At 60.6% G+C, this 22,861-nt stretch carries 19 protein-coding genes; 8 read left to right on the top strand and 11 right to left on the bottom strand.

Annotated features, from left to right (window positions below; genetic code table 11):
- Positions 1 to 36 precede the first annotated feature (36 nt).
- The 4 genes from F0M18_RS04245 to F0M18_RS04260 are packed head-to-tail and all read right to left on the bottom strand — an operon-like array spanning position 37 to position 5,685.
- A complete protein-coding gene (locus tag F0M18_RS04245) occupies positions 37 to 357 on the bottom strand; it encodes a DUF3240 family protein (RefSeq protein ID WP_149610174.1) in 321 nt (106 codons plus the stop codon).
- On the bottom strand, positions 354 to 3,422 hold the full coding sequence (locus tag F0M18_RS04250) for an efflux RND transporter permease subunit (RefSeq protein ID WP_262500817.1): 3,069 nt from the start codon (positions 3,420 to 3,422) through the stop codon (positions 354 to 356). The genes F0M18_RS04245 and F0M18_RS04250 overlap by 4 nt, the downstream gene beginning before the upstream one ends.
- Entirely contained in the window at positions 3,422 to 4,441 is a 1,020-nt protein-coding gene (locus tag F0M18_RS04255; RefSeq protein ID WP_149610175.1) for an efflux RND transporter periplasmic adaptor subunit, read from the bottom strand. Before F0M18_RS04255 ends, F0M18_RS04250 begins: the two co-directional genes overlap by 1 nt.
- Positions 4,438 to 5,685, bottom strand: coding sequence for a TolC family protein (locus F0M18_RS04260; RefSeq protein ID WP_188109589.1), 1,248 nt, complete (start codon positions 5,683 to 5,685; stop codon positions 4,438 to 4,440). The genes F0M18_RS04255 and F0M18_RS04260 overlap by 4 nt, the downstream gene beginning before the upstream one ends.
- A gap of 108 nt (positions 5,686 to 5,793) precedes the next feature.
- On the opposite strand from F0M18_RS04260, the gene F0M18_RS04265 reads away from it, so the two are divergent.
- On the top strand, positions 5,794 to 6,321 hold the full coding sequence (locus F0M18_RS04265) for a helix-turn-helix transcriptional regulator (RefSeq protein ID WP_149610177.1): 528 nt from the start codon (positions 5,794 to 5,796) through the stop codon (positions 6,319 to 6,321).
- On the opposite strand, the gene infA is transcribed toward F0M18_RS04265, so the two are convergent.
- The 4 genes from infA to trxB form a co-directional block, all read right to left on the bottom strand.
- Entirely contained in the window at positions 6,318 to 6,536 is a 219-nt protein-coding gene (infA, locus tag F0M18_RS04270) for a translation initiation factor IF-1 (RefSeq protein WP_148063084.1), read from the bottom strand. The genes F0M18_RS04265 and infA overlap by 4 nt on opposite strands.
- Positions 6,537 to 6,749: 213 nt before the next feature.
- Positions 6,750 to 7,460 carry an arginyltransferase gene (locus F0M18_RS04275; RefSeq protein ID WP_149610178.1) on the bottom strand — a complete coding sequence of 237 codons (711 nt, stop codon included), beginning with the start codon at positions 7,458 to 7,460 and terminating at the stop codon, positions 6,750 to 6,752.
- Positions 7,457 to 8,170: a leucyl/phenylalanyl-tRNA--protein transferase gene (gene aat, locus F0M18_RS04280; protein ID WP_149610179.1), complete on the bottom strand. Its 714-nt coding sequence runs from the start codon at positions 8,168 to 8,170 to the stop codon at positions 7,457 to 7,459. Before aat ends, F0M18_RS04275 begins: the two co-directional genes overlap by 4 nt.
- 53 nt (positions 8,171 to 8,223) lie before the next feature.
- Positions 8,224 to 9,171, bottom strand: coding sequence for a thioredoxin-disulfide reductase (gene trxB, locus F0M18_RS04285; RefSeq protein ID WP_149610180.1), 948 nt, complete (start codon positions 9,169 to 9,171; stop codon positions 8,224 to 8,226).
- Between the two features lie 266 nt (positions 9,172 to 9,437).
- On the opposite strand from trxB, the gene F0M18_RS04290 reads away from it, so the two are divergent.
- From F0M18_RS04290 to cysG, 6 genes are read left to right on the top strand one after another with little or no spacing between them, the layout of a single operon-like run.
- Complete coding sequence (locus tag F0M18_RS04290; protein WP_149610610.1) at positions 9,438 to 11,723, top strand: DNA translocase FtsK; 2,286 nt, start codon at positions 9,438 to 9,440, stop codon at positions 11,721 to 11,723.
- Positions 11,724 to 11,734: 11 nt separating this feature from the next.
- Positions 11,735 to 12,358 (top strand): LolA family protein, encoded by a 624-nt coding sequence (locus F0M18_RS04295; protein WP_149610181.1) that lies wholly within the window; start codon positions 11,735 to 11,737, stop codon positions 12,356 to 12,358.
- Complete coding sequence (locus F0M18_RS04300) at positions 12,348 to 13,664, top strand: replication-associated recombination protein A (protein ID WP_149610182.1); 1,317 nt, start codon at positions 12,348 to 12,350, stop codon at positions 13,662 to 13,664. The genes F0M18_RS04295 and F0M18_RS04300 overlap by 11 nt, the downstream gene beginning before the upstream one ends.
- Before the next feature lie 17 nt (positions 13,665 to 13,681).
- Positions 13,682 to 14,056 carry a fluoride efflux transporter CrcB gene (gene crcB / locus F0M18_RS04305; RefSeq protein ID WP_149610183.1) on the top strand — a complete coding sequence of 125 codons (375 nt, stop codon included), beginning with the start codon at positions 13,682 to 13,684 and terminating at the stop codon, positions 14,054 to 14,056.
- Positions 14,057 to 14,101: 45 nt separating this feature from the next.
- A complete protein-coding gene (serS, locus tag F0M18_RS04310) occupies positions 14,102 to 15,409 on the top strand; it encodes a serine--tRNA ligase (protein ID WP_149610184.1) in 1,308 nt (435 codons plus the stop codon).
- Between the two features lie 22 nt (positions 15,410 to 15,431).
- Positions 15,432 to 16,811: a siroheme synthase CysG gene (gene cysG, locus F0M18_RS04315; RefSeq protein ID WP_149610185.1), complete on the top strand. Its 1,380-nt coding sequence runs from the start codon at positions 15,432 to 15,434 to the stop codon at positions 16,809 to 16,811.
- A gap of 22 nt (positions 16,812 to 16,833) precedes the next feature.
- On the opposite strand, the gene F0M18_RS04320 is transcribed toward cysG, so the two are convergent.
- A complete protein-coding gene (locus tag F0M18_RS04320; RefSeq protein ID WP_262500818.1) occupies positions 16,834 to 18,945 on the bottom strand; it encodes a carboxy terminal-processing peptidase in 2,112 nt (703 codons plus the stop codon).
- Between the two features lie 326 nt (positions 18,946 to 19,271).
- On the bottom strand, positions 19,272 to 19,982 hold the full coding sequence (locus F0M18_RS04325; RefSeq protein ID WP_149610186.1) for a hypothetical protein: 711 nt from the start codon (positions 19,980 to 19,982) through the stop codon (positions 19,272 to 19,274).
- Between the two features lie 195 nt (positions 19,983 to 20,177).
- On the opposite strand from F0M18_RS04325, the gene ggt reads away from it, so the two are divergent.
- Positions 20,178 to 21,941: a gamma-glutamyltransferase gene (gene ggt / locus F0M18_RS04330; RefSeq protein ID WP_149610187.1), complete on the top strand. Its 1,764-nt coding sequence runs from the start codon at positions 20,178 to 20,180 to the stop codon at positions 21,939 to 21,941.
- On the opposite strand, the gene F0M18_RS04335 is transcribed toward ggt, so the two are convergent.
- Entirely contained in the window at positions 21,938 to 22,702 is a 765-nt protein-coding gene (locus F0M18_RS04335) for an enoyl-CoA hydratase/isomerase family protein (RefSeq protein ID WP_149610188.1), read from the bottom strand. The genes ggt and F0M18_RS04335 overlap by 4 nt on opposite strands.
- Between the last annotated feature and the right edge of the window lie 159 nt (positions 22,703 to 22,861).

The raw sequence follows: 22,861 nt of genomic DNA on the forward strand, positions 1-22,861 counted from the left end.
AGGCTGCCTGGCCCTCCCTGAGGGCAGGCGGGGCAGTCAGTGAGGCTCCCCGCTGTCCGGGATGACGCCGCTCCCGGAGACGGGGCTTATCCAGTAGCGCACGTGGCTGGCCTTGCCAGCGTCCTGCAGGGCCGCGAGCAGCACCTGCTCCTGATCTTCGCCGTGCATGACCTCGATACGGCACATGCGCCTGTGGCCGGCAACCTGTTCCTTTATATCGTAGCGGCTGTGTTCCCTGCTATAGCCGTGAACCGCACCCAGCGTGAAGCCGGAAACCACCTCCAGACTCATCATTGTATCGATGATTTCATCTTTTATTTCTTCTGAGAAGACAGCCGTAAGTATCTGTTTATTCATGCTTTTCGGTTCTCAATTCGCAGGTAGGCCAGCGGCAGCAGGAAGAGCGTGGTGGCGGTTGATGTGAGCAGGCCACCAATCACCACAATCGCCAGGGGGCGCTGGATTTCAGCTCCGGGGCCGCTGGCAAAAACCAGCGGTAGCAAGCCGAACATGGCGGTGGTTGCTGTCATGAGAATAGGGCGCAAGCGCGTGGCAGCGCCACTCAGCACACGGTCACCGGCGTCGGGAAAGTAGGGGCGGCTCTGCTCAAAGTGACTGATCATCACCACGGCATTGAGCACAGCGACGCCCAGCAGGGCGATAAAGCCAACCGATGCCGGCACAGACAGGTACTCACCACTGATAAACAGGGCGATGGCCCCACCCATCAGCGCAAAAGGGATATTGCCGAGAATCATCGCGGCGGTAAGTAAGGAGCGAAATGTGGTGAACAGGATGACGAGTATGAGCAATAGCGCTGCCGGCACTACCATCAACAGGTTAAAAGTGGCCCGGCGCTGGTTCTCGAATTCGCCACCAAAGCTGACATAGTAGCCCGCCGGCAGGACAAGCTCCTCGCTGATGCGGCGATCCAGTTCCTCGACAAAACTGACCACGTCGCGGCCACTGATATTGCTGGTCACCACGCCAAAACGGTTACCCATCTCCCGCTCAATCAACAGCGGCCCTTCGCGAAACTGGATGTCGGCAATAGCCTGTAACGGAGCCTTGCTGCCGTCGGGCAGGATAACTAGCTGCTGCTGCAACTCGGCAATGCTCGCAGACGGGTCAAAGGCACTTCCCCGACTGGCCAGGGTCAGGGGAAAGCGCCGTTTACCCTCAATCACCTCCGCCACCACCACCCCTTCCAGTTGCGCGCGGACGGCATCCCCAAGGTCGGTCACGCTCATACCGCGGCCAGCCACCAGGTCCTGCTTTACGCGCAGGTCCAGGAAACGACCGCCCTCTATCACGGCGCTTTGCACATCAACAGCACCCTCTGTGTCGCGGGTAATGGCTTTAATTGCTTCGACCGCACTAGCAAGCGTGGCTATGTCATCGCCGAACACCTTGATCGCCAGGTCGCCACTGGAACCGGAGAGCATCTCTGACACGCGCATATCGATGGGCTGGGTGAAGCCGAAGTTAATACCGGGAAACTGCAGCAGTACCTCGCGGATAGCGTCGGTCAATGCGTCCTTGCTGCCAAACCGCCACTGCTCCATCGGTTTCAATTCCATGAAGATATCGGTTTCATTCAGCCCCATGGGGTCGAGGCCGATCTCGTCCGAACCGGTGCGCGCAACGATCTGGCGAATTTCAGGGATTTGCTGCAGCAGTGCGAGTTCAACCTGTTTGTCTAGCTCCGTTGATGCCTGCAGGGAGATGCTTGGCGACTTCTCCAACTGCACGATAAGGTCACCCTCGTCCAGCGACGGCATGAAGGTCTTGCCGGTGAACGCGAACAGCACCAGGGCGACAACCAAGGTGGCAAAAGTGACCAGCAGCAGGAAGGCCGGGCGTTTCAGCACCCGCTCGAGCAGGGATCGATAGGCGCGTTGCAGTCGCGCGATATAACCCGGCACGGCGACCGTCTTATCGTTCAGCAGCAGCGAAGCGAGAATGGGTATGACCGTGAGCGAAAACAGCAGCGCCGAAAGCATCGCAAATACAATGGTAAGCGCCACCGGGGTAAACAGCTTGCCCTCGAGGCCGGTGAGGGTCAGCAGTGGAGAAAACACAATAAGCACAATCAGTGTGCCGGACACTACCGGCACGGCCACATCCTTGACTGCCCGATAGATGATATGCAGTCGCGGCAGCCCCGGCTTTCCTGTCAGGCGCGTGGCGATGCTCTCAACCACTACCACAGAGGAATCGACGATCATGCCAATGGCGATAACCAGGCCACCCAGGCTCATCAGGTTTGCAGACAGGCCGTAGAGACGCATCAGCGTAAAGGTGGCCAGTGCCGCCAGCGGCAGGGACAGGGACACCACCAGGGACGCGCGCAGGTCTCCCAGGAACAGGGCCAGCAGTGCGATAACAATAACGACAGCCTGGAACAAGGCACTGGAAAGGGTGGCTACCGCCGTGTTGATCAGCACGGAGCGGTCGTAGAACACGTTGATCTCGGTGCCCTTGGGCAAAGTTGGTACCAGTTCTGCCAGCTTGTCCTTTACCGCACTGATGACCTCGGCGGCGTTGCTGTCCTTCAGTGCAATAACCAGTGCCTCCGTGGTCTCCTCGCCATCTCGGGTAACAGAACCGTAGCGGCTCAAATGGCCGACACTCACGGTGGCGATGTCGCGCACCCGATAGACTGTCGCACCGTCGCTGTGCACCACCTGGTTGGCAATGTCTTCCGCGCTGAGCATGCGTCCGGATGTCCGTACGATAAGTGTGTCGTTGCCCTGCACGATTCTGCCGGTGCCGGTGTTCCGGTTATTCTGCGAGAGTATGTTGCGCAGCCTGTCCAGGTCGATTCCCAGTGCTGCCATGCGCTCCGGGTCCGGAGATACCTGGTAGGTCCTGGCGTAGCCGCCAAGCACGTTGACATCGGCGACCCCGGGTACAGACCGCAACGCCGGGCGTATTTCCCAGTCCAGCAACTCGCGCCGTTGCATCAGTGACAGGGCAGGGTTCTCCAGGGTAAACATGAACATCTCGGATAGCGGTGTGCTCATCGGGGCGATGCCGCCGCTGATGTCATCCGGCAGGGTATCCCAGATGTTGAGCAGTCTTTCGTTGACCTGCTGCCTGGCCCAGTAGATATCTGTGCCGTCGGCGAAGTCCAGGGTGATGTCAGTGATCGCGTATTTGGTCGTCGAGCGCAGAATTTGCTGACGCGGGATACCCAGTAGTTCGGTCTCTATTGGCTGGGTTACCTGTTGCTCGATTTCCTCAGCCGTCATTCCGGGCGCTTTGAGGATGATCTTCACCTGGGTCGGGGAGATATCCGGAAAGGCATCAATCGGTATTTGCAGCCAGGAACGCACACCCAGCACACAAACCACGGTGGCCAGCAGCAGTACGAACAGGCGCTGGGTCAGGGAAAAATGCACCACGGACTGCAACAGCACTATTCGCCCCCCAGGCCATTGAGCATGCCCTGAACGGCGCTTGCCGAGGTGGACAGCACCTCGCGGCCAGACAGGTCTCGCGCAGAGGTGACGAAGTAGCTGCTATTCACGCTGCCGAGAATCTGCACCAAGACAGTTTCCAGCGCCGTTCCTGCCTTCATCAGTACAACAGATTTACCCTGCCATTCGATCAGTGCGCTGCGGGGTACCAGGTAGCCCGTAACGCCCAATAGCGGCCTGGCCATAACCCGTTGTCCGGGCAATAGTTGGCAGGCGCTTGTCAGCGGCGCGCTCCATGCCTCAATGAAATAGTCATCAGCGATGCCGCTGAGCGATTCAACCGCCAGGGTGCAACCCGGTATCCGCAGAGACTGCGTTTGCTGTCCCATGTCGATTGGCAGCGATACCCGCAGTCGCAATGCATCCTGTGGGATGATTAACGCAAGTTGTTGCCCGGCAGCGAGCCCGGGTTCGGGTTGCCTGTACTGCAGCAACCCGCTGGCCGGTGACTTGAGCCAGAGCGCGTCGTCCTCGCCCGCAGGCTCCAACAGCTCATAAAAGTGGCGCATGTGTTCGTGCTCCAGGCGCAGCGCGTAATAGCTATCGCTGATGTCCAGCCAGGTGGACTCGTCAATGGCCTGTCGCTCATACAGTTCACGATTTCTCTCGTAACGCCGGCTTGCACTGGCCAGGCGCGACTGCAGGATAGTGAACTCGGTCATGAAGTGGTGTATCTCAGGGCCGGCCAGGCGGGCAATGATGTCGCCACGGGCAACCAGGGCGCCGGGCGGGTGCTGGAAGCGTATCTGCCTGACGGCATAGGGCGTGACCAGATTCACCGCCTCGCCCTGGCGAAAACTCGCACGTGCCGACAGGGGGCGGCCCGGGTAAGTGTCGGTTGACACTACTTTGGCGAAGTCAACGGCCAGGTCACCCAGCGCGCCAAGGGGTATGGTGTCGGCCCGGGCGATGGTGCCCAGCAGTCCGGTAAACAAGAGAAGCGAAGTGAATAGTTTCAAAGGGGTAATCCTGCTGCGTGTCGGCTCATGGCGCGGTTTTCGCCAATGCGTAACTGGTTGATGGCGACCTCGGCCTGCCGGTCCAGGTACGCGAGTTCACGGCGCAACCAGATTTCACGGCCCAACTCGTTCTCGCCCATCAGCGTGCGTGTCTCGCGCACCAGTTCCTGGCTGGCGCTGGCTGCTGACTCGAGCAGCGATTGTCGTTCTCGCAGATAGACTGCCTCGGTTTGCAGGGCCTGCCATCGCTGCGCGAGCTGCAACTGCAACTCGTCGCGCTGCTGCCAGTAACTGCGTCGGCTGGCTCGCCAGTCACTTGTGCTGGATTCGGCAGCCGTATCGAGGAATGAGAGCGGTACGTCCACGGCGACCCCGTACTGGTCCTCTGTGAACGCCGGGCTATCAACCTGCTTTGCATGCAGGGAAACCTGCCACGGCTGCGCGCGCGCACTGGAAGCAGCAATCACGCTGCGCTGTCGTTCCCAGTCGAGATCGAGCATGCGTAGTAGCGGATGTGCCTGCCATGCTTCACCCACTGGCGCTGGCATTTCCTCGATGTCTGCAGGGAGGTTTCCCAGCCCTGTGAGTTGCCTGTAGCGAGCGTGCCAGCGACGCCTGTCTGCGCGCTGCTCTGCCAGCAGCAAGTTCGCATCGGCTATCTCCTGCTGCAGCAGGAGCAGGCTGTAGCGACTTGCGCTGCGCGCATCGAACAGTGCCTGTTGGCGCGAGAGCAGGCTGGCAAGCTGTGTCACTTTCTTTTCGCTGAAGGCGACCCTGGTGCTGGCCAGCTTATGTGACCAGAGCGCTTCCCTGATCAGGCCAGACAGGTAAAGTCGGCGCCGTTCCTGTTCCAGCTGCTGTAGCTGTTCGCCAATCTGGCGCAGGTTTTTGTCCCTGGCGGCGAGAAAGGGCGATTTCACCGGGAAATTGACGCTGACCTCGGTCTCGTCGGTACCCGCTCTCTCATCACTCTGCAGGTAGCTCAGTGAGACCGAGGGCAGGGCAGCCAACCAGGTGGAGGATTGAAAGGGTGGGGTGACGGCAGTATCTCCGTATCCGCTCTGCTGCTTCGCGGCCACAATGTCCACCAGTTCTGAGGCCTGGATGCTGCTGGCCGTGACAGCATTGCCGTTGCCGGCTTCGCTGCCATGGACGCCGCATGCCAACAGTGTGGCGGCCAGGAGTGACCACGGCGACAACAGGCGCTTTCGGGGCGGTGTGGAGATTTTGTAAGCGAGGATCATAGCGCCAAATGTACGCCCGTGCGGCCCGCGGGGCATCGGGCAAGTGTCTCTCTTGGGCTTATGGTACACTTGTCCTATGCTTTATAACCGACTGTTTATTAAGGAAAAATGAGAGACTACCTGATTGCCGGTGTACTCGGCGTGATCATGATACTTAACGCGCTGGATGTGGTGACGGATATCGGTCTTGGCGTGCCGCGCTGGCACATCGTGGAAGAGAGCATGATTGTGCTCGCCTCCGGCATAGGTTTTATCTACCTGCTCTGGGAAATGCGCCGCCGCAGCAGGGAAATGCAGGCACTGACTCATAGCCTGAACAGTGCCGGACAGCAGCTACAGGACATCACCGAAGAGATGCGCCGGGCCCGGAGCAATTTCAGCGAGAGTATTCAGCAGCAGTTCCAGGATTGGGGGCTCACCCTGAGCGAGCAGCAGGTCGCCATGCTGCTGCTCAAGGGCTTGAGCTTCAGGGAGATCGCCGTGGTACGCGACACCAGGGAAAAGACGGTGCGCCAACAGGCTTCTTCCATTTACGGGAAATCAGGGCTGGATGGACGCCACGCATTTTCGGCATGGTTCCTGGAAGATTTTCTCAGTGCGGATCCGGTGCATGAGAGCGCACCGGGTAGCGCCTAGCGCTCGCGATAAGTGATGCGGCCCTTGCTCAGGTCGTAGGGCGTCAATTCGACGCGAACTTTGTCGCCGGTGAGGATGCGGATGTAGTTCTTGCGCATTTTGCCGGAAATGTGCGCGGTCACCACGTGACCGTTTTCCAGTTGTACGCGGAACGTGGTGTTAGGCAGGGTGTCGATCACCTCACCTTCCATCTCGATTTGGTCTTCTTTTGCCATGTAGTGGCAGTCCTCGCTAAAAAAACAGCGCGCATTTTGCCTGAAACAGGGAATCGTTGCTAGCTTATTTCTTGGTAATTCTGGGCCCGGCAGCGCCGCTGCGGTGCTGCCGGTGGTCGACTGTTTGTCAGGGGTGGCCGCGGGCGACCATGTTATCAAGCGCCGTGCGCATGGCGGGCAGCGCCGTGGTTAGCACCCGGCTCAGCGGCGCAGTCAGCGCAGATCCGACCAGCGCCCGTTCAGGTACAGCTGCAGCGGACGGTACTCGGATTTGTAAGCCATTTTCCGGCAGCCGCGAATCCAGTAGCCCAGATACAGGTAATCGAGATTCAGTTCCCGGGCCTTTTCTACCTGCCACAACACGGCGTAGCGTCCCAGGCTGCGCTTCTCGGCATCGGGGGCAAAAAACGTGTAGATGGCGGAGAGGCCGTCCAGCAGTTCATCGACCACGGATACGCCGACCAGGCGTCCCTGCTCGTAGAAGCGAAAATACCGGGTGCATTCCCAGGCGTTGTCGAGGAATGAAAGATACTGCTCGCGATCCGGCGGGTACATGTCACCGTCGTGATGCCGTTGCTCGATGTAGCGTCGATAGAGCTCGAAGGCAGCCTCGTCGCGGATGTCTGCAGTCAGTTCCACTTCCAGGTCGCGGTTGCGGGACAGAGTGCGACGCTGGCTGCGATTGGGGGCAAAGTGATTGACCGGGATACGCGCCGGTATGCAGGCTTCACAGCCCTCGCAGTGCGGGCGGTAGAGGTGATTGCCGCTGCGACGGAAGCCGATGACGGACAGGTTGCTGTACAGCGTCTGGTCGACCTCCTGGCGCGGGTCGACAAACAGGGTGGTGGCTTCCCGATCTTCCAGGTAGCTACAACTATGGGGGTAGGTCGTATAGACCTTTAGGTCCCGCAGGGAAGAAGTCACAACAGTTCTCCGCAATTCGCCGGCAGCCGCCACAGGCCGGGGTCATGGGCAGCATCTATAGTTTGGTCAAGGTGCGCCTCGAAGTCCAGCCGGCTGATCGACTCGGCGCCGAGCGAGTTCATGTGCTCACTCTCAACCTGGCAATCGATCAGGCGAAAGCCGCCGCGTCGCATGATGTGGACGAGCCCGACCAGCGCGATCTTGGAGGTGTCGGTTTCAGCGCTGAACATGGACTCGCCAAAGAACACCCCGCCGAGCGCTACGCCGTAAAGGCCGCCAACCAGATCGCCCTGCTGATTCAATACTTCGATAGAGTGCGCGTGGCCGATGTAGTGGAGATCGCAGTAGGCGGCGAGCATGTCGTCGCCAATCCAGGTGCCCAGTCCGTCGCCGCGCAGTTGTGCACACTGGCGCATTACCGCCTCAAAGTCTTGGTCCACGCTGAGGGCATAGTTTGCTCGCCGCAGCGTTTTGCGCAGGGAGCGCGAGATATGCAGCTTTTCCGGAAACAGCACCGAGCGCGGCTGCGGGGTCCACCACAGCACCGGCTGCGGCTCTTCATACCAGGGGAAGATGCCGCGGCGATAGGCTTCCAGCAAGCGCCCGGCAGAAAGATCGCCGCCCACAGCGAGCAGGCCATTGGGGTACTCCAGGGCCTGGTCGGTGGGGGGAAAGGGCGAGTCCCCTCGCAGCTGGGGCAGTGCCTGCATTGGTTCAGCCGGCCCGCACGATCATTGCGCAGCGAGGCATGTCGCCCGGGATATCACAGGTTATCCAGGTACTTCTCCGCATCGAGGGCGGCCATGCATCCGAAGCCAGCGGAGGTGACTGCCTGCCGGTAGATATGATCGCCCACATCACCGGCGGCAAATACGCCGGGCAAACTGGTGCTGGTGGCATTGCCCTCGAGGCCGCTCTTGATGACGATATAGCCATCTTTCATCTCCAGTTGGCCGGCAAACATGTCTGTGTTGGGCTTGTGGCCGATAGCGATAAATACGCCGGCCAGATCCACGTCAGTGGTGCTGTCGTCCTTGACCGAGCGCACACGCATGCCGGTTACGCCGCTGTCATCGCCGAGCACCTCGTCGAGTACGTGGTCCCACATTATAGTGACTTTGCCTTCCTTCTCACGGGCGAACAGGCGATCCTGCAAGACCTTCTCCGAGCGCAGTGCGTCGCGGCGATGCACCACGACCACGTGCTCGGCGATATTGGCCAGGTACAAAGCCTCTTCCACGGCCGTATTGCCACCGCCAATAACGGCTACCTTCTTACCGCGGTAGAAAAAGCCATCACAGGTCGCGCAGGCACTGACGCCTTTGCCCATGAACGCCTGCTCCGAAGGCAGGCCCAGGTATTGTGCCGATGCGCCGGTGGCGATAATGAGCGCATCACAGGTGTAGGACCCGGTGCCCTTCAGCACCATGGGGCGGGCGCTGAGGTCAACGTCTTCGATATGGTCAAACAGGACTTCAGTACCGAAGCGCTCAACATGCTTCTGCATGTCCTGCATCAGTTCGGGACCCTGGAGTTCGGCGTGTCCGCCGGGCCAGTTTTCCACTTCGGTGGTTGTAGTCAATTGCCCACCCTGCTGCATGCCGGTGATCACCACCGGATTCAGGTTGGCGCGGGCGGCGTAAACGGCGGCAGTGTAACCCGCGGGGCCGCTGCCCAGGATAATCAGGGGGATATGGCGTGCTTCGCTCATCGGTCGCGATTCCTTTTGCTCTGGTGTGATGTCAAGTGGAAAACTTGGTCTGTAATTGGGGTCGACTATGGTACTTTAAAGGCCTGAATCCGGCAAAGGCTAGGACGATTCTAAAAAGATTGTATAAGCCTTTGATAAAAATACAGATTGAGGCGACAATTGCTCTTCCCTATAAGTGCCATAGCAGCGCTGTATAGGCGATTTACAGACACAGCCCGGTAAGGACCGTAGCAACCGTGCCAGACACGACTGAAACTGAATCATTCATGGGGCCGCGCCTGCGCGAGGGCGCCTTTATTGGCGTGAGTGCCGTCTGCCTCTACCTGATGCTGGCGTTGCTGACCTATAGCCCCCAGGACCCCGGCTGGTCTGCCAGTGGCGCCGGCGGCGGCATCCGCAATCTTGGCGGCCCCACCGGTGCCTGGCTTGCCGATGTGTTTTTCTCTCTGGTCGGCTACGCCGCCTACCTGTTCCCGCTGATGCTGGCATACCGGGCGGTTATCATCCTGCTGGAGCGCAATGACGACAAGGGCTTCGACTGGCTTACCTTCGGAATCCGTACCCTTGGGCTGGTGCTGGTGATGATAGCCGGTACGGCGCTGGCGGCCATGAACGACAGCGGCAACTCACCACTGCCGCAGGGCGCGGGCGGTATTCTCGGGCAGGCCATCGGAGATTCCTTCACGGTCGCCTTCAGCGCGGTCGGCAGCCGGCTGATCCTGCTATCGGTGTTCCTGTTTGGCATGACGATATTTACTGACCTGAGCTGGTTGAAGCTGATGGATCGGCTGGGTCAGTGGGCCATCAGCGCATTTGAAGCCACGCGGACGCGCGTGCAAAAAGCCATCGACGAGTTCCGGGACAAGCGCCAACGCGACAAAGCGGTGGAAGCGCGCAAAGTGGTGATCGAAGAACATGTCGAAAAGGAAAAGAAGCGCAAACCGCCCAAGATCAAGCCCCTGAAGCCCAGGGCAGAGAAGTCCGAGCGTGTTGAAAAAGAGAAACAGCAACCGCTGTTCGATGCCCCGGTTACCGGCGAGTTGCCGCCCCTGGAACTGCTTGATGAAGAAGTGAAAGACCCTACCAAGGGCTATTCCAAGGAGGCGCTGGAAGCCCTGTCCAAGTTGCTGGAACTGAAACTGGCGGATTTCGGCGTTACGGCCGAGGTCACGGCGGTCTATCCCGGCCCGGTGATCACGCGCTTCGAAATCCAGCCGGCGGCGGGGGTCAAGGTGTCGCGGATATCCAATCTCGCGAAAGACCTGGCGCGTTCACTGGCGGTTATCTCCGTGCGCGTGGTGGAGGTGATCCCGGGGAAATCGGTGGTCGGCATCGAAATTCCCAACGAGGACCGTGAGATCGTCAACTTCAGGGAGGTGCTTGCCTCCAAGGCCTTCGACCAGTCCAGGTCTCCGCTGACGCTGGCACTCGGGCACGATATCTCGGGGCAGCCGGTGGTGGCTGACCTGGCCAAGATGCCGCACCTGCTGGTGGCAGGCACCACGGGCTCGGGTAAATCGGTCGGTGTGAACGCGATGTTGCTGAGCCTGCTGTATAAATCAGGCCCTGAGGACGTCAGGCTGATACTGGTTGATCCGAAGATGCTGGAACTCTCGGTATACGACGGTATCCCGCATTTGCTGACACCGGTTATCACCGATATGAAGGATGCCGCCAACGGCCTGCGCTGGTGCGTGGCCGAGATGGAGCGGCGCTACAAGCTGATGGCTGCGCTGGGTGTGCGCAACCTCGCCGGGTATAACCGAAAAATACAGGAGTCAAGCAAGGCCGGCACGCCGATAGCCGACCCGCTGTGGACGCCGGATCCGATATTTGCCGAGACCGATGAGGAACAGACGCCGCCCAACCTGGAAAAACTGCCGGCCATCGTGGTGGTAATCGATGAGTTCGCCGACATGATGATGATTGTCGGCAAAAAGGTCGAAGAGCTGATAGCCCGTATCGCCCAGAAGGCCCGCGCCGCCGGTATTCACCTTATCCTGGCGACCCAGCGCCCCTCGGTGGACGTCATCACGGGACTGATCAAGGCCAACGTACCGACCCGTATTGCTTTTCAGGTCTCTTCCAAGGTGGACTCGCGGACCATTCTCGACCAGGGCGGTGCCGAGCAGTTGCTCGGGCACGGGGACATGCTCTACCTGCCGCCGGGGTCAGGCGTGCCCAATCGTGTGCATGGCGCCTTCTGTTCAGACGAGGAGGTGCACCGGGTCGTGGCGGACTGGAAGAAGCGCGGTGACCCGCTGTATATCGAAGGCCTGCTTGATGAGGGTGGGCAGACGCCGGTCACGGCCGGGGAACTTAAAGCCAGTTCATCTGACGAAGATGATGAGAGCGATGCACTCTATGATGAGGCCGTGCACTACGTCACCAAGAGCCGTCGCGCCTCAATCTCCAGTGTCCAGCGCAAACTGCGTATTGGCTACAACCGCGCCGCGCGGCTCATCGAGGCAATGGAAGCGGCTGGCGTGGTAAGCGAAATGGGCACTAACGGCCAGCGCGAAGTGCTGGCGCCTCCACCTGTTGAAGATTGACGGCGGTCACTATGAAATCACTGACGATGATCTGTGCCCTGATTGTGGGCATATTCGCGGGTGGGGTGCGCGCGGAGCAGGGCGCCGATGAGCAGCTGATTGCTTTGCTCCAGGGTTTTGAGCAATTGCAGGGCGGCTTCGTCCAGACGCAATACGGCCCCGATGAGGAGGCAGCGGTCGCCACCAGCAGGGGCACGTTCCGCCTGTTGAAGCCGCGCTACTTTTCCTGGCGCATCGAGGACCCTGATCGCCAGCTGGTCCTCGCCGACGGTGAGTTCATCTGGCATCACGACCTGGACCTGGAAACCGTGACCCGGCGACCGCTGTCCTCGCAGGATGCGGTGTCGCCGTTGCAGGTGCTGGGTGGCGATACCGATATCCTGCGCAGTGATTTCGACATCAGTGTTACCGGTAAAGGCCGGTTTCGATTGCAGCCCACCGCGGGCAATCCGGGGTTTCGGGAGCTCACCCTTATTTTTAGCGACAGCACGGTTTCCGGTATGGAAATAGTCGACAACCTGGGCCAGCGTCTGTTCATTGAACTTGTCGACGTGCAGACCACGCCGGTGCTGCGCCCCGCTGACTTTAACTTTACTCCTCCCGCAGGCGCCGATCTATTCTTCCATGACCAGTGACCTGTTCGAAGGCAGCACCGACAGCAGCGGGTATCAACCGCTGGCGGCGCGCCTGAGGCCCCACGACCTGGATACCTACGCAGGGCAACAGCACCTGCTGGCCCCCGGGAAGCCGTTGCGTGAATCCATCGAGCGGCGCCAGCTGCATTCGATGATCTTCTGGGGGCCGCCTGGCGTTGGCAAAACCACCCTGGCGCGCATCGCGGCTGAGGCGGCCGACGCCCATTTCCTGCAGCTTTCCGCCGTACTTTCCGGGGTCAAGGAAATCCGCGAAGCCGTGGCGCAGGCGAAACAGCACAAGGCCTCCGGGCGGGATACCGTGCTCTTCGTGGACGAGGTGCACCGCTTCAATAAATCACAGCAGGACGCATTCCTGCCCTACGTGGAAGACGGCACGGTGATTTTCGTCGGCGCGACCACGGAAAACCCGTCCTTCGAACTCAACAATGCGCTGCTCTCCCGCTCCAGGGTGTACAAACTTCGCCAGTTGGAGCGCGCAGAGCTTGAACACGTTCTGCAACGCGGTCTCGAGGCCCTGCCGGGAATGCAAGCCTCAACCGAGTGCCTGGCAATGATCGCTGCCCAGGCCGACGGTGATGCGCGCCGCGCCCTCAACCTGCTGGAACTGGCGGCAGACCTCGCCGAGCAGGATGAGATTACGCAGGCGACACTGGAGGAAGTGCTGCAGGGTTCTTTGCGCCGTTTCGACAAGGGCGGTGACCTGTTTTACGACCAGATAAGCGCGCTGCATAAAGCCGTCAGGGGCAGCGCTCCCGATGCCGCCCTGTACTGGTTCTGCCGCATGCTGGACGGCGGCTGTGAGCCGCTTTACATCGCGCGGCGAGTCATGCGCATGGCCAGCGAGGATATCGGCAACGCCGACCCCAGGGCGCTGTCCCTGGCGCTTGATGCCTGGCAGGTGCAGGAGCGCCTCGGCAGCCCGGAGGGTGAGTTGGCCCTGGCGCAGGCGATCCTCTACCTGGCCTGTGCGCCGAAGAGTAACGCGGTCTATAACGCCTACAAACTCGCCAGCGCCGACGTGGATGAGGGTGACAGCGAGGAGGTGCCAATGCACCTGCGCAACGCTCCCACGGCGTTGATGCGGGACATGGAGCACGGCGAAGGCTATCGCTATGCCCACGACGAGGAAGAGGGCTATGCGGCCGGTGAAAACTATTTTCCTGCGGCGCTGAGTGAACGCCGCTATTACCATCCAGTAGATCGCGGCCTCGAGAAACGCATCGCCGAAAAGCTGCAGTACCTGCGCGAGCGCGACAAAACCAGTACAATACGCCGCTACGACTGACGCGCTGCCGCACGACTATGAAGTACCTGCTATTCATTGCCCTGGGCGGTGCCTCCGGTGCCGTAGCCAGATACCTGGTATCCAGCTGGGCGCACGCGCTCTGGGAAGGGCGCTGGCCCGTGGGCACCTTGCTGGTGAACATGCTGGGTTCGTTCCTGATCGGCGTGGTTTTTGTGCTTATCGAGAGGCAGATCATGCATCCCGACTGGCGCAGTGTGCTGATGGTGGGTTTTCTGGGTGCGTTTACCACCTTTTCCACGTTTTCGCTGGAAACCATCGCCCTGCTGGAGGAGGGACATGTCCTGCAGGCCATGGCCTATATGGTTGTCAGCGCACTGAGTTGCGTGCTCATGGCGGGGCTGTCTATCCACCTGACCAGGGCAATGGTTTAGCGCCAGTCGGTATTTTCAGTTTTTCTGTAACGGGATTTATACAACATGTTGGATATCAAGGCCGTCAGGCAAGACCCACAAGGGGTTGCACAGGCGCTGGCGAAGCGCGGTTTCGTTTTCGATGTCGCGGAGTTCCAGGCGCTAGACGCCAGCCGCCGCCAGGCTGACATCGACAGCCAGGGCCTGCTGGCCGAGCGTAAAGCGGCCTCCAAGCAGATCGGCGTCCTGGTCGGGCAGGGCATGAGTGTCGATGACGCCAAGGCTCAGGTAAATGAAACCCTCGAAAAGATCGCCGCACAGCTCGACTGCGCCACAGATGCAGCAAAGGCTGCCCAGGCGGCACTGGACGAGTTGTTGCTGTCCACGCCGAACATTCCTGCCGACGAAGTCCCCGAGGGTAGCTCGGAGGAGGACAATGTCGAGGTCGCGCGCTGGGGTGAGCCCGCGGCCTACAGCTTTGCAGTAAAGGATCACGTTGCCCTCGGTGAAGCACTGGGTGAGATGGATTTCGAAACTGCGGGCAAGATTACCGGCTCCCGGTTCAACGTGATGTATGGCGATCTCGCGCGCCTGCACCGGGCACTGATCCAGTTCATGCTCAACCTGCATACATCCGAGCATGGTTACCGTGAGATCTATGTGCCCTACATTGTCAACCGGGACTCCCTGCGCGGTACCGGCCAGCTGCCGAAATTTGAAGCAGACCTGTTCAAACTGGAAGGCGAACAGGGTTATTACCTGATTCCCACCGCCGAAGTTCCGGTGACCAATGTCGGCAGGGAGCGGATATTCGAAGACTCCGAACTCGGTGCCGATGGTGTCCGCTTCGCCTGTCACACGCCGTGCTTCCGCAGTGAGGCGGGCAGCTATGGGCGTGATACCCGCGGCATCATCCGCCAACACCAGTTCGAGAAGGTAGAACTGGTGCAACTGGTGCGTCCGTCACAGTCTGATGCCGCGCTGGAACAGCTGACCGGGCATGCCGAGGTGGTATTGCAACGCCTGGAGCTGCCTTACCGCAAGGTGATCCTGTGTGGCGGCGATATCGGCTTCGGGGCGCGCAAGACCTACGACCTCGAGGTGTGGCTGCCGGCACAGGATACCTACCGTGAAATATCCTCCTGCAGCAATTTTGGCGATTACCAGGCGCGAAGGATGCAGGCGCGCTGGCGTAACCCGGATACCGGCAAGCCGGAACTACTGCACACGCTGAACGGTTCCGGCCTCGCCGTGGGTCGCACCTTGGTGGCGATCATGGAGAACTACCAGCAAGCGGACGGCAGCGTCGCTATTCCGGAGGTGCTGCAACCCTATATGGGCGGGCTTGACACCCTGGCCCCCGGGGCCGGGTAAAACGGCGTTAGCGAGGCCCAGCATGCAATACCTGCCCATTTGTCTGAAACTCCATGGAGCGCCGGTTTTACTGGTGGGCGCGGGTACGGTGGCAACGCGCAAGGCGCGCTTGCTGCTGCGCGCCGGAGCAGATGTCACCGCAGTTGCGCCGGAGGCCTGCGCAGAGCTGCAGGCACTGCTGCAGGAGCATGGCGGGCATTGGCGACAGGGGTGCTACGACACAGCCGACCTCGAGGGCAAAACACTGGTGGTCGCCGCCACACCGGTGGCTGAAGTCAATTATCGCGTTTATGAAGATGCCTGCGCCCTGGGAGTGCCGGTCAATGTCGTGGATGCGCCGGCGTATTGTAATTTTATATTCCCTTCCATTGTCGACCGCGATCCACTGGTAGTCGCCATCAGTAGCAGCGGCAGCAGTCCGGTTCTGGCGCGCCAGTTACGCCATCGCATAGACGCCATGTTGCCGGCGGCACTGGGACGCCTGGCGGCCTTTGCAGGCGGCCTGCGCGATCGTGTTAAACAGGCCATCCCGGATGAGTCGGCCCGGCGCCTGTTCTGGGAAAAGTTGTTGCAGGGTGCGGTTGCCGAACAGGTGCTGGCCGGTAACGAGGCGCGAGCTGAGGCCTTGTTCGACGAGGCGATCGCGAGCGGGGCGAAGCAGTCGCAGGGCGAGGTCTACCTTATCGGGGCCGGCCCCGGTGACCCCGACCTGATGACATTCAAGGCCGCACGTTTGTTGCAGAGCGCCGACGTGGTGCTGTATGACCGCCTGGTATCGACGCCGATAGTGGACATGGCGAGGCGCGATGCACAGCGCATTTATGTCGGCAAGCGCAGGGGCGACCACGCGGTACCCCAGGGGCAGATCAACCAGCAGTTGCTGGACCTGGCCAGGGAGGGCAAGCGCGTTGTGCGCCTCAAGGGTGGGGACCCTTTCGTGTTCGGGCGCGGAGGTGAGGAAATCGAATTACTGGCCCGGCATGGCGTGCCTTTCCAGGTAGTGCCCGGTATTACCGCGGCTAATGCGGCTGCATGCTATGCCGGTATCCCGCTGACACACCGCGATTACGCCCAGTCAGTACGCTTCGTTGCCGGCCACCTGAAAGACAACAGCAGCAACCTGGACTGGGGCGGCATGCAGTCTGAGTCAGAGACGCTGGTTTTCTATATGGGGCTGGTTGGATTGCCGGTGATCTGTGAACAGTTGCGGGCGCACGGCCGGCGACCGGACACGCCGATGGCGCTGGTGGAGAGGGCAACCCGCGAAGAGCAACGGGTGCTGACTGGCACACTGGCCACGATGGTGGATATCGTCGCCAGCGAAAACCCACAGGCGCCCACGCTGATAATCGTCGGCGATGTCGTGACCCTGCACCCGCAGTTGCGCTGGTACGGGGAGTAGCGCCAGGCCTCGCTCTGCAGGGTTACTCCTTCTCGCCGGCGTTGAGTGCGAAGCGCTGCTGTTTCAGGACCAGTGCGTCCACCAGCACATTACCGGCCTCGCTGAGCAGTACATCCGGCTCGTCATCTTCCTCCTCCTCGCTGGCGAGGTCAGCGCCATCACCTTCAGCCTCGACGTCTTCTTCATCTTCCTCGAGTGACGCCAGCGGTTCCTCACCCTTGGCTTTGCGGCGCTTGTTCTCTATTTCCAGGGCCCTGTCTTTCTGGCTGTCGCGCAGTGCGAGCCGGGCTTTTTCGTTCAGCGGCAATTTTTCCAGTTTGCGGGTTTCGGCAGCCAGCGCTATGCGGTCCTGCAGGTAGATGAAATCAGGGTTGCTGAGACTGCGCTCCTCAAACAGTTCGGTCACGTGGGGCAGCACTGTGCTCAGGTCGTCATACCGACGGTGGCGAACCGAGTTGATCTGGTCCCAGTTCAAAGCGTGCTCCAGCGCGCTCTCGCCGATTTCCTCGGTATCGAACATGGTGGGGAACTCGATGTCGGGCACCACGCCCCGGTGCTGCGTGCTGTCACCGGATATCCGGTAGAACTTGCTCTCGGTAATTTTCAGTTGGCCTTCGGTAAGCGGGGTCAGGGTTTGCACCGTGCCCTTGCCGAAAGAGCGGTCACCGACAATGATTCCGCGCTCATAGTCCTGGATGGCACCGGCGAAAATTTCCGACGCCGAGGCGCTGAGGCGGTTGATAAGCACCACCAGGGGGCCCTGGTAATAGTCGCCCTTGAGGCGTTTGCCGTCGCGCCAGACACGGCGCGAGGAGTGGCGTATCTGCACTGTGGGCCCGTATTCGATAAACAGGCCGGTCAATTCGTTGGCCTCCTGCAGAGAGCCGCCGCCGTTATTGCGCAGGTCGATAACCAGGCCGTCGATATTCTCATCCTGCAATTCGGTGAGCAGGCGTTTGACGTCACGCGTGGTGCTCTTGTAGTCCTTGTCTCCACGGCGCATGGCCTCGAAGTCGATATAGAAAGCGGGAATATCGATCACCCCGACCTTCAGCGTCTGTTCACCGTTGGGAATCTCCAGGATCTCTTTCTGCGCCGATTGCTCTTCCAGCTTGACTTCATTGCGCACGATGGCGAAGCGCTTGCGCTCATCCGTAGCCTTGGATTTTGCCGGGATGACTTCCAGGCGCACTGTTGAGCCTTTGGGGCCCCGAACCAGTTCCACCACTTCGTCCAGTCTCCAGCCGATCACATCCACCATTTCGCCGTCGTCACCCTGGCCGACAGCGACGATGCGGTCAGAGGGTTGCAATTCACCTTGTTTGTCCGCTGGACCTTTGGGGACCAGGCGCACGACCTTGGTGTATTCGTCTTCCGCCTGCAGCACAGCGCCGATGCCCTCCAGCGACAGGCTCATATTGATGTTGAAATTCTCCGATCGCCGTGGCGAGAAGTAATTGGTGTGCGGGTCATAGAGCTCGGTCAGGGCATTGGCGTAAATCTGGAAAACGTCCTGGCTGTTGTATTGGGCGACGCGCTTGAGCTGGTTGCTGTAGCGGCGCGACAGGGTCTCCGGTATCTCCTCCGCCGGTTTGTCGGCGAGGCGGAGACTGAGCACCTGGTTCTTCAGGTGTTTGCGCCAGCGCTCATCCAGTTCGGCGTTGTCTTTGGCCCACTGGCGGTCATCGGTATTGAGTTCGTAGTATTCGTCAGCGGTGAAATCCATGGCCGCAATGGTTTCCGGCAGCGATTCCAGTACCGTTTCCAGCCGGGCCTGTAAGCGCTCCTGGAAACGGTTGAAGATGGTGAAACCGGCGTCGAGGTTACCCTCGGGCAATTGTTCGTCCATTACCGAGCGATAGCGCTCGAAATCGGCAATGTCAGCAGCGGTGAAGAACATTTTGCTGCCGTCGAGGCTACTGATATAGGCGTCGAGGTGCTGGGAGGAGAGGGTGTCGTCATAACGCAGCTTGGCGTAATGGCGTTCCTCGAGTTGATCGATCAGTTCGATAATCGTGTCGCGCTGTGTATCCGAATATTCTATCAGCGCGGAGGCAGGCAGGGCGATCGCGCCAAGTACAAGAGTCAGGGTAACGCGGCGGCATGCGGCCTTGATGAAACGAAAGCTTTGCAAAATGGTATCTACCAGACAGAGTGATGAATGCAGTGGGTAAGTGTAACGCGGCTCACCGCCGGTTCAAGGCGGGAACATGCATTTATTCAGATACACGAACCCATAAAAAGTTCACTGGCGACAGAGCAGGCATGGCCTCTGCCTGCGGGCAGCAACCCAAAACGAGAATTAAATATAATAACTAATAAAAACATATAGATGAAGAAGTAATCTAAAGCTAATTCTATTTTAGGCTCACGGCTGAAGCCGCCTGGAGGAGCGCATTGCAGCCGTGACGCCGGCCGCCGGCAGGGGCGAGTTCCCCCCGGCCACCCTGTGGGAGACGGTCAGCGCTTGTCCAGTAGTATCCAGGTGGAGCGCGCGCGGGCCAGCACCACGCCATCGCCAGTGGCGATCGCGGTGCCGGCATACAGCTTGCGCCCAACCTCCCCGAGGGGCCAGGAATAGACGACCAGTTCCTGGTCTCCCGGCACCGGCGCCAGCCGTTCCCCCTCGAGTTCACCCAGCACCGCATGCAGCAGGCGCTCGCCGGCGGCCGCGAAATAGCCCGGACAGTCCAGGGCGCTCCAGACTATCTCGGGGCGCACCTCGCCGTCTTCGTTGAGCACGTCTGCTGTTGGTCGCCAGGGGCAGGCGAGCAGATCCCAGTTGCCTACCGGACCGGGGAACAACTGGAGGCCGTCTTCCTCGGGCCGGTTCGGGCCGCAGACGAAACAGGTGCCAAAAACGTGCTGCTCGTAGCATGGGAACCGCGCCCGGGCAGAGCGAGCGGTGTCCAGGCCAGGCGCTGGCGGCACGTCCAGTTGTAATTCGCAGGGCGCGCCGTTGGCGACCAGGATGCCGTCCTCACGCAGGGCGACCGAGCCGTCGCTGTTGCATTCGAGTGCCAGCGGGGTATCCAGCGGGGGCGGGATGTGCAGGCGCACGCGGGCCGCACCGGCTATATGGTTGGCAATGATGCCGCAACTGTAACCGCCATTGCCGGAAGTGGGTGGGCCGTTGAAGCGCTGCGGAATGCTCAGGAATTCACTGGACATGATGCGGGTTCCTTGAAGTCGTATTACTCCCCACGGGGAGGCCAGCGTCGAAACTGGCTCAGTGTTGTGTATCCCCAGTGTAACGTGTGCGACACGATCGGCGCAGCACCGCTTTCAAGCAAGTAACTACTGCCACGGTGCACAGAGGCTGACTCTCTGTTTTAATGGGCGCTTTCAATACCTTAGAACATACCTATGCACGCCTGTCGAATCGCAATCTCTGTATCGCTCACCCTGGCCATATTCCTGGTCACTACCGGGTGCTCTTCAGCACCGGATACGCCGAAGGAGGAGGCCGGCAGGTCGGCCTGGACTGCTGGTGCAATGGCAACTGCGGCGAACCCGCATGCCGTGGAGGCAGCCATGGCTATGTTGCGTGCCGGTGGCCATGCCGTCGATGCAGCGATCGCCGCCCATGCCGTGTTGGGGCTCGTCGAGCCGCAGAGCTCCGGACTCGGTGGTGGCGCTTTCATGCTGGTATACGAGCGCGAAGACGGGCAGATGGTGTTTCACGACGGCAGGGAGATAGCGCCCGCCGGTGCCACCGTGGACATGTTCATGCGCGACGGGAAAGTCATGGGCTTCCTGGACGCCTGGCAAAGTGGCAAGTCGATCGGTGTACCCGGGGTGGTCGCCCTGTATGAAGACACGCACCGTCGTTACGGTAAATTGCCCTGGGCAAGCCTGTTCCAGCCAGCTATCGACCTTGCCCGGGAGGGCTTTGTGGTCTCGCCGCGGATGGCCAACTTCCTGCCGCGGGTAGCAGAACTTGGACGGCTGGATGAAAACCCCGGAGCGGCGGACTATTTTTACCCCGATGGTGTACCCCTGCAAGCGGGCCAGCACCTGCAGAACCCGGAGTACGCAGACACACTCACTCGCATTGCGCGTGAGGGCAGCAGTGCCTTCTACAGTGGTGAGATCGCCCGCGCCATTGCCGAGCAGGCGCAGGCCGGGCCGGAGCCGGGTACATTAACGGTGGAGGATATCGCCGCCTATCGCACCCGGGAACGTAAAGTGCTGTGCCGCCCGTTCCGGGACAACCGCGTCTGCGCCCCGGTAGCGCCTTCCTCGGCGACAGCGCAGTTGATGATGTTGTCGCTCTACGATGCCTTCACCGACCAAAACAGTGACAGGAACACCCAGCTTCGCGCCATGGTGGATGCCCAGCGTCTCGCCTATGCGGACCGCGATCACTACTACGGTGACCCGGATTTCGTGTCCGTGCCACTACAGCCTCTGCTTGCCCCCGACTATTTGCGCCAGCGCGCAGCGCAACGTTTTGCGCCGGACGCGCTGCCCCGCCACGGCAACCCCTTTGCAGCAGGGCAGCAGGCGGCTCAGCAGCTTCTGTGGGGTGCAGATACGACAGAGGAGGTGGCCGGGACTTCGCACCTGTCCATCGTTGATGCCGAGGGGAACGCGGTTTCCATGACCGCAACGGTAGAGGCGCCCTTCGGTTCCGGGCGCTGGGTTGCCGGCTTCCTGCTGAACAATGAAATGACCGACTTTGCGCGGGAATACACACCGGGCGAGGCACCGCAGGCCAATGCCGTGGCGCCGCGCAAGCGGCCGCGCTCGTCAATGTCGCCGATAATCGTGTTCGACGCCAAGGACGAATTGCGCATGGTGACCGGCTCGCCAGGGGGCAACTCTATCCCGGCGTACGTGTTCAAGTCACTGGTGGCGGTGCTCGACTGGAATATGACGCCGCAGGAGGCCGCGGACTATCCCAATATCGTGGCGCGCGGCAAGGACGTGCGCGTGGAAGTCAGCGTGGCACCCGGCCAGGAGATCGCCGATCTCCTCGAACAGGCGGGCTACAGTGTGCAGCAGCGCGAGGGAGAGAACTCCGGCCTGCACCTGATTGTGGTTGCCGACGGTCAGCTGAGCGGTGCCGCGGATTCTCGGCGCGAGGGCACTGTCGGTACGCTACCCGCGCCGCAGCAAGCCCGCTAGCCGACCCGGTTACGTATATACGCTTCCCGCGCGGCGTCGCACTCGGCATCGGCCAGCGCGGCAATCAAGCTGTCTGCATCGGACCAGGCGCGATCAGTGCCTACCATATTGGCGGTCACGGCATTGGTGTGACGCTTGGTGGCGAACACCGGGATAGCGGGCTTGGCGGCAATGGCTGCGGCCATTTCGTGGGCGGCATCCTGTAACTCAGACTCATCGACGACGCGGTTCAGGAAACCGGCTGACTGGGCCTCGCCTGCATCGAATTCACGACAGGTGATCACCAGTTCCTTGGTCAGCGCCGGGCCGATCTCCCGCACCAGTCGAGGTATACCGCCCCAGGCCAGCGGAATGCCGAGGTCGACTTCGGGGATTGAAAAGCGTGCAGAGGTGGTAGCCAGGCGTAAGTCGCAGGCTGCGGCAACGACAAGCCCTCCGCCCACGCACCAGCCGTGCACTGCGGCGATAGCTATAGCGCGCATGTTTTCCAGGGCCTCCGCCATGCGCCGGCCGGCGTCGGCGGCCTGCCTGAGCGCACTGTCACCGAGCGTGGGGAAGCCCTGCAGGTCAGCGCCTGCTGAAAAAGCGCGACCGCGTCCGGCTACAATCACTGCGCGTATTTCGCTGTTGGCGTCAAATTGCCTGGCGGCATCAGCCAGTTCCTCGAGCAGTTGGGTGGACAGCGCGTTGAGTCGCTGTGGGCGGTTCAACCAGATGCGCCCAATGGCGCCATCGGTTTCGATCTCGAGCGTTTCGTACATGGGGTCGCCTGCCTTCAAGGGTTAATACCGTACACGTTATGTTAACTCCGGCGGCGGCTAATAAGAACCGTGCCAAAACCTGGGCGCTGTGGTTTTCTGTCTGCAGGAAAAAACCGCTGCGGGTGCTATGCTTATTGCTCGTTCGATCGCGAGCGACAA

The organism is Pseudohalioglobus sediminis (genome assembly GCF_008370495.1).
Classification (GTDB): Bacteria; Pseudomonadota; Gammaproteobacteria; order Pseudomonadales; family Halieaceae; genus Halioglobus.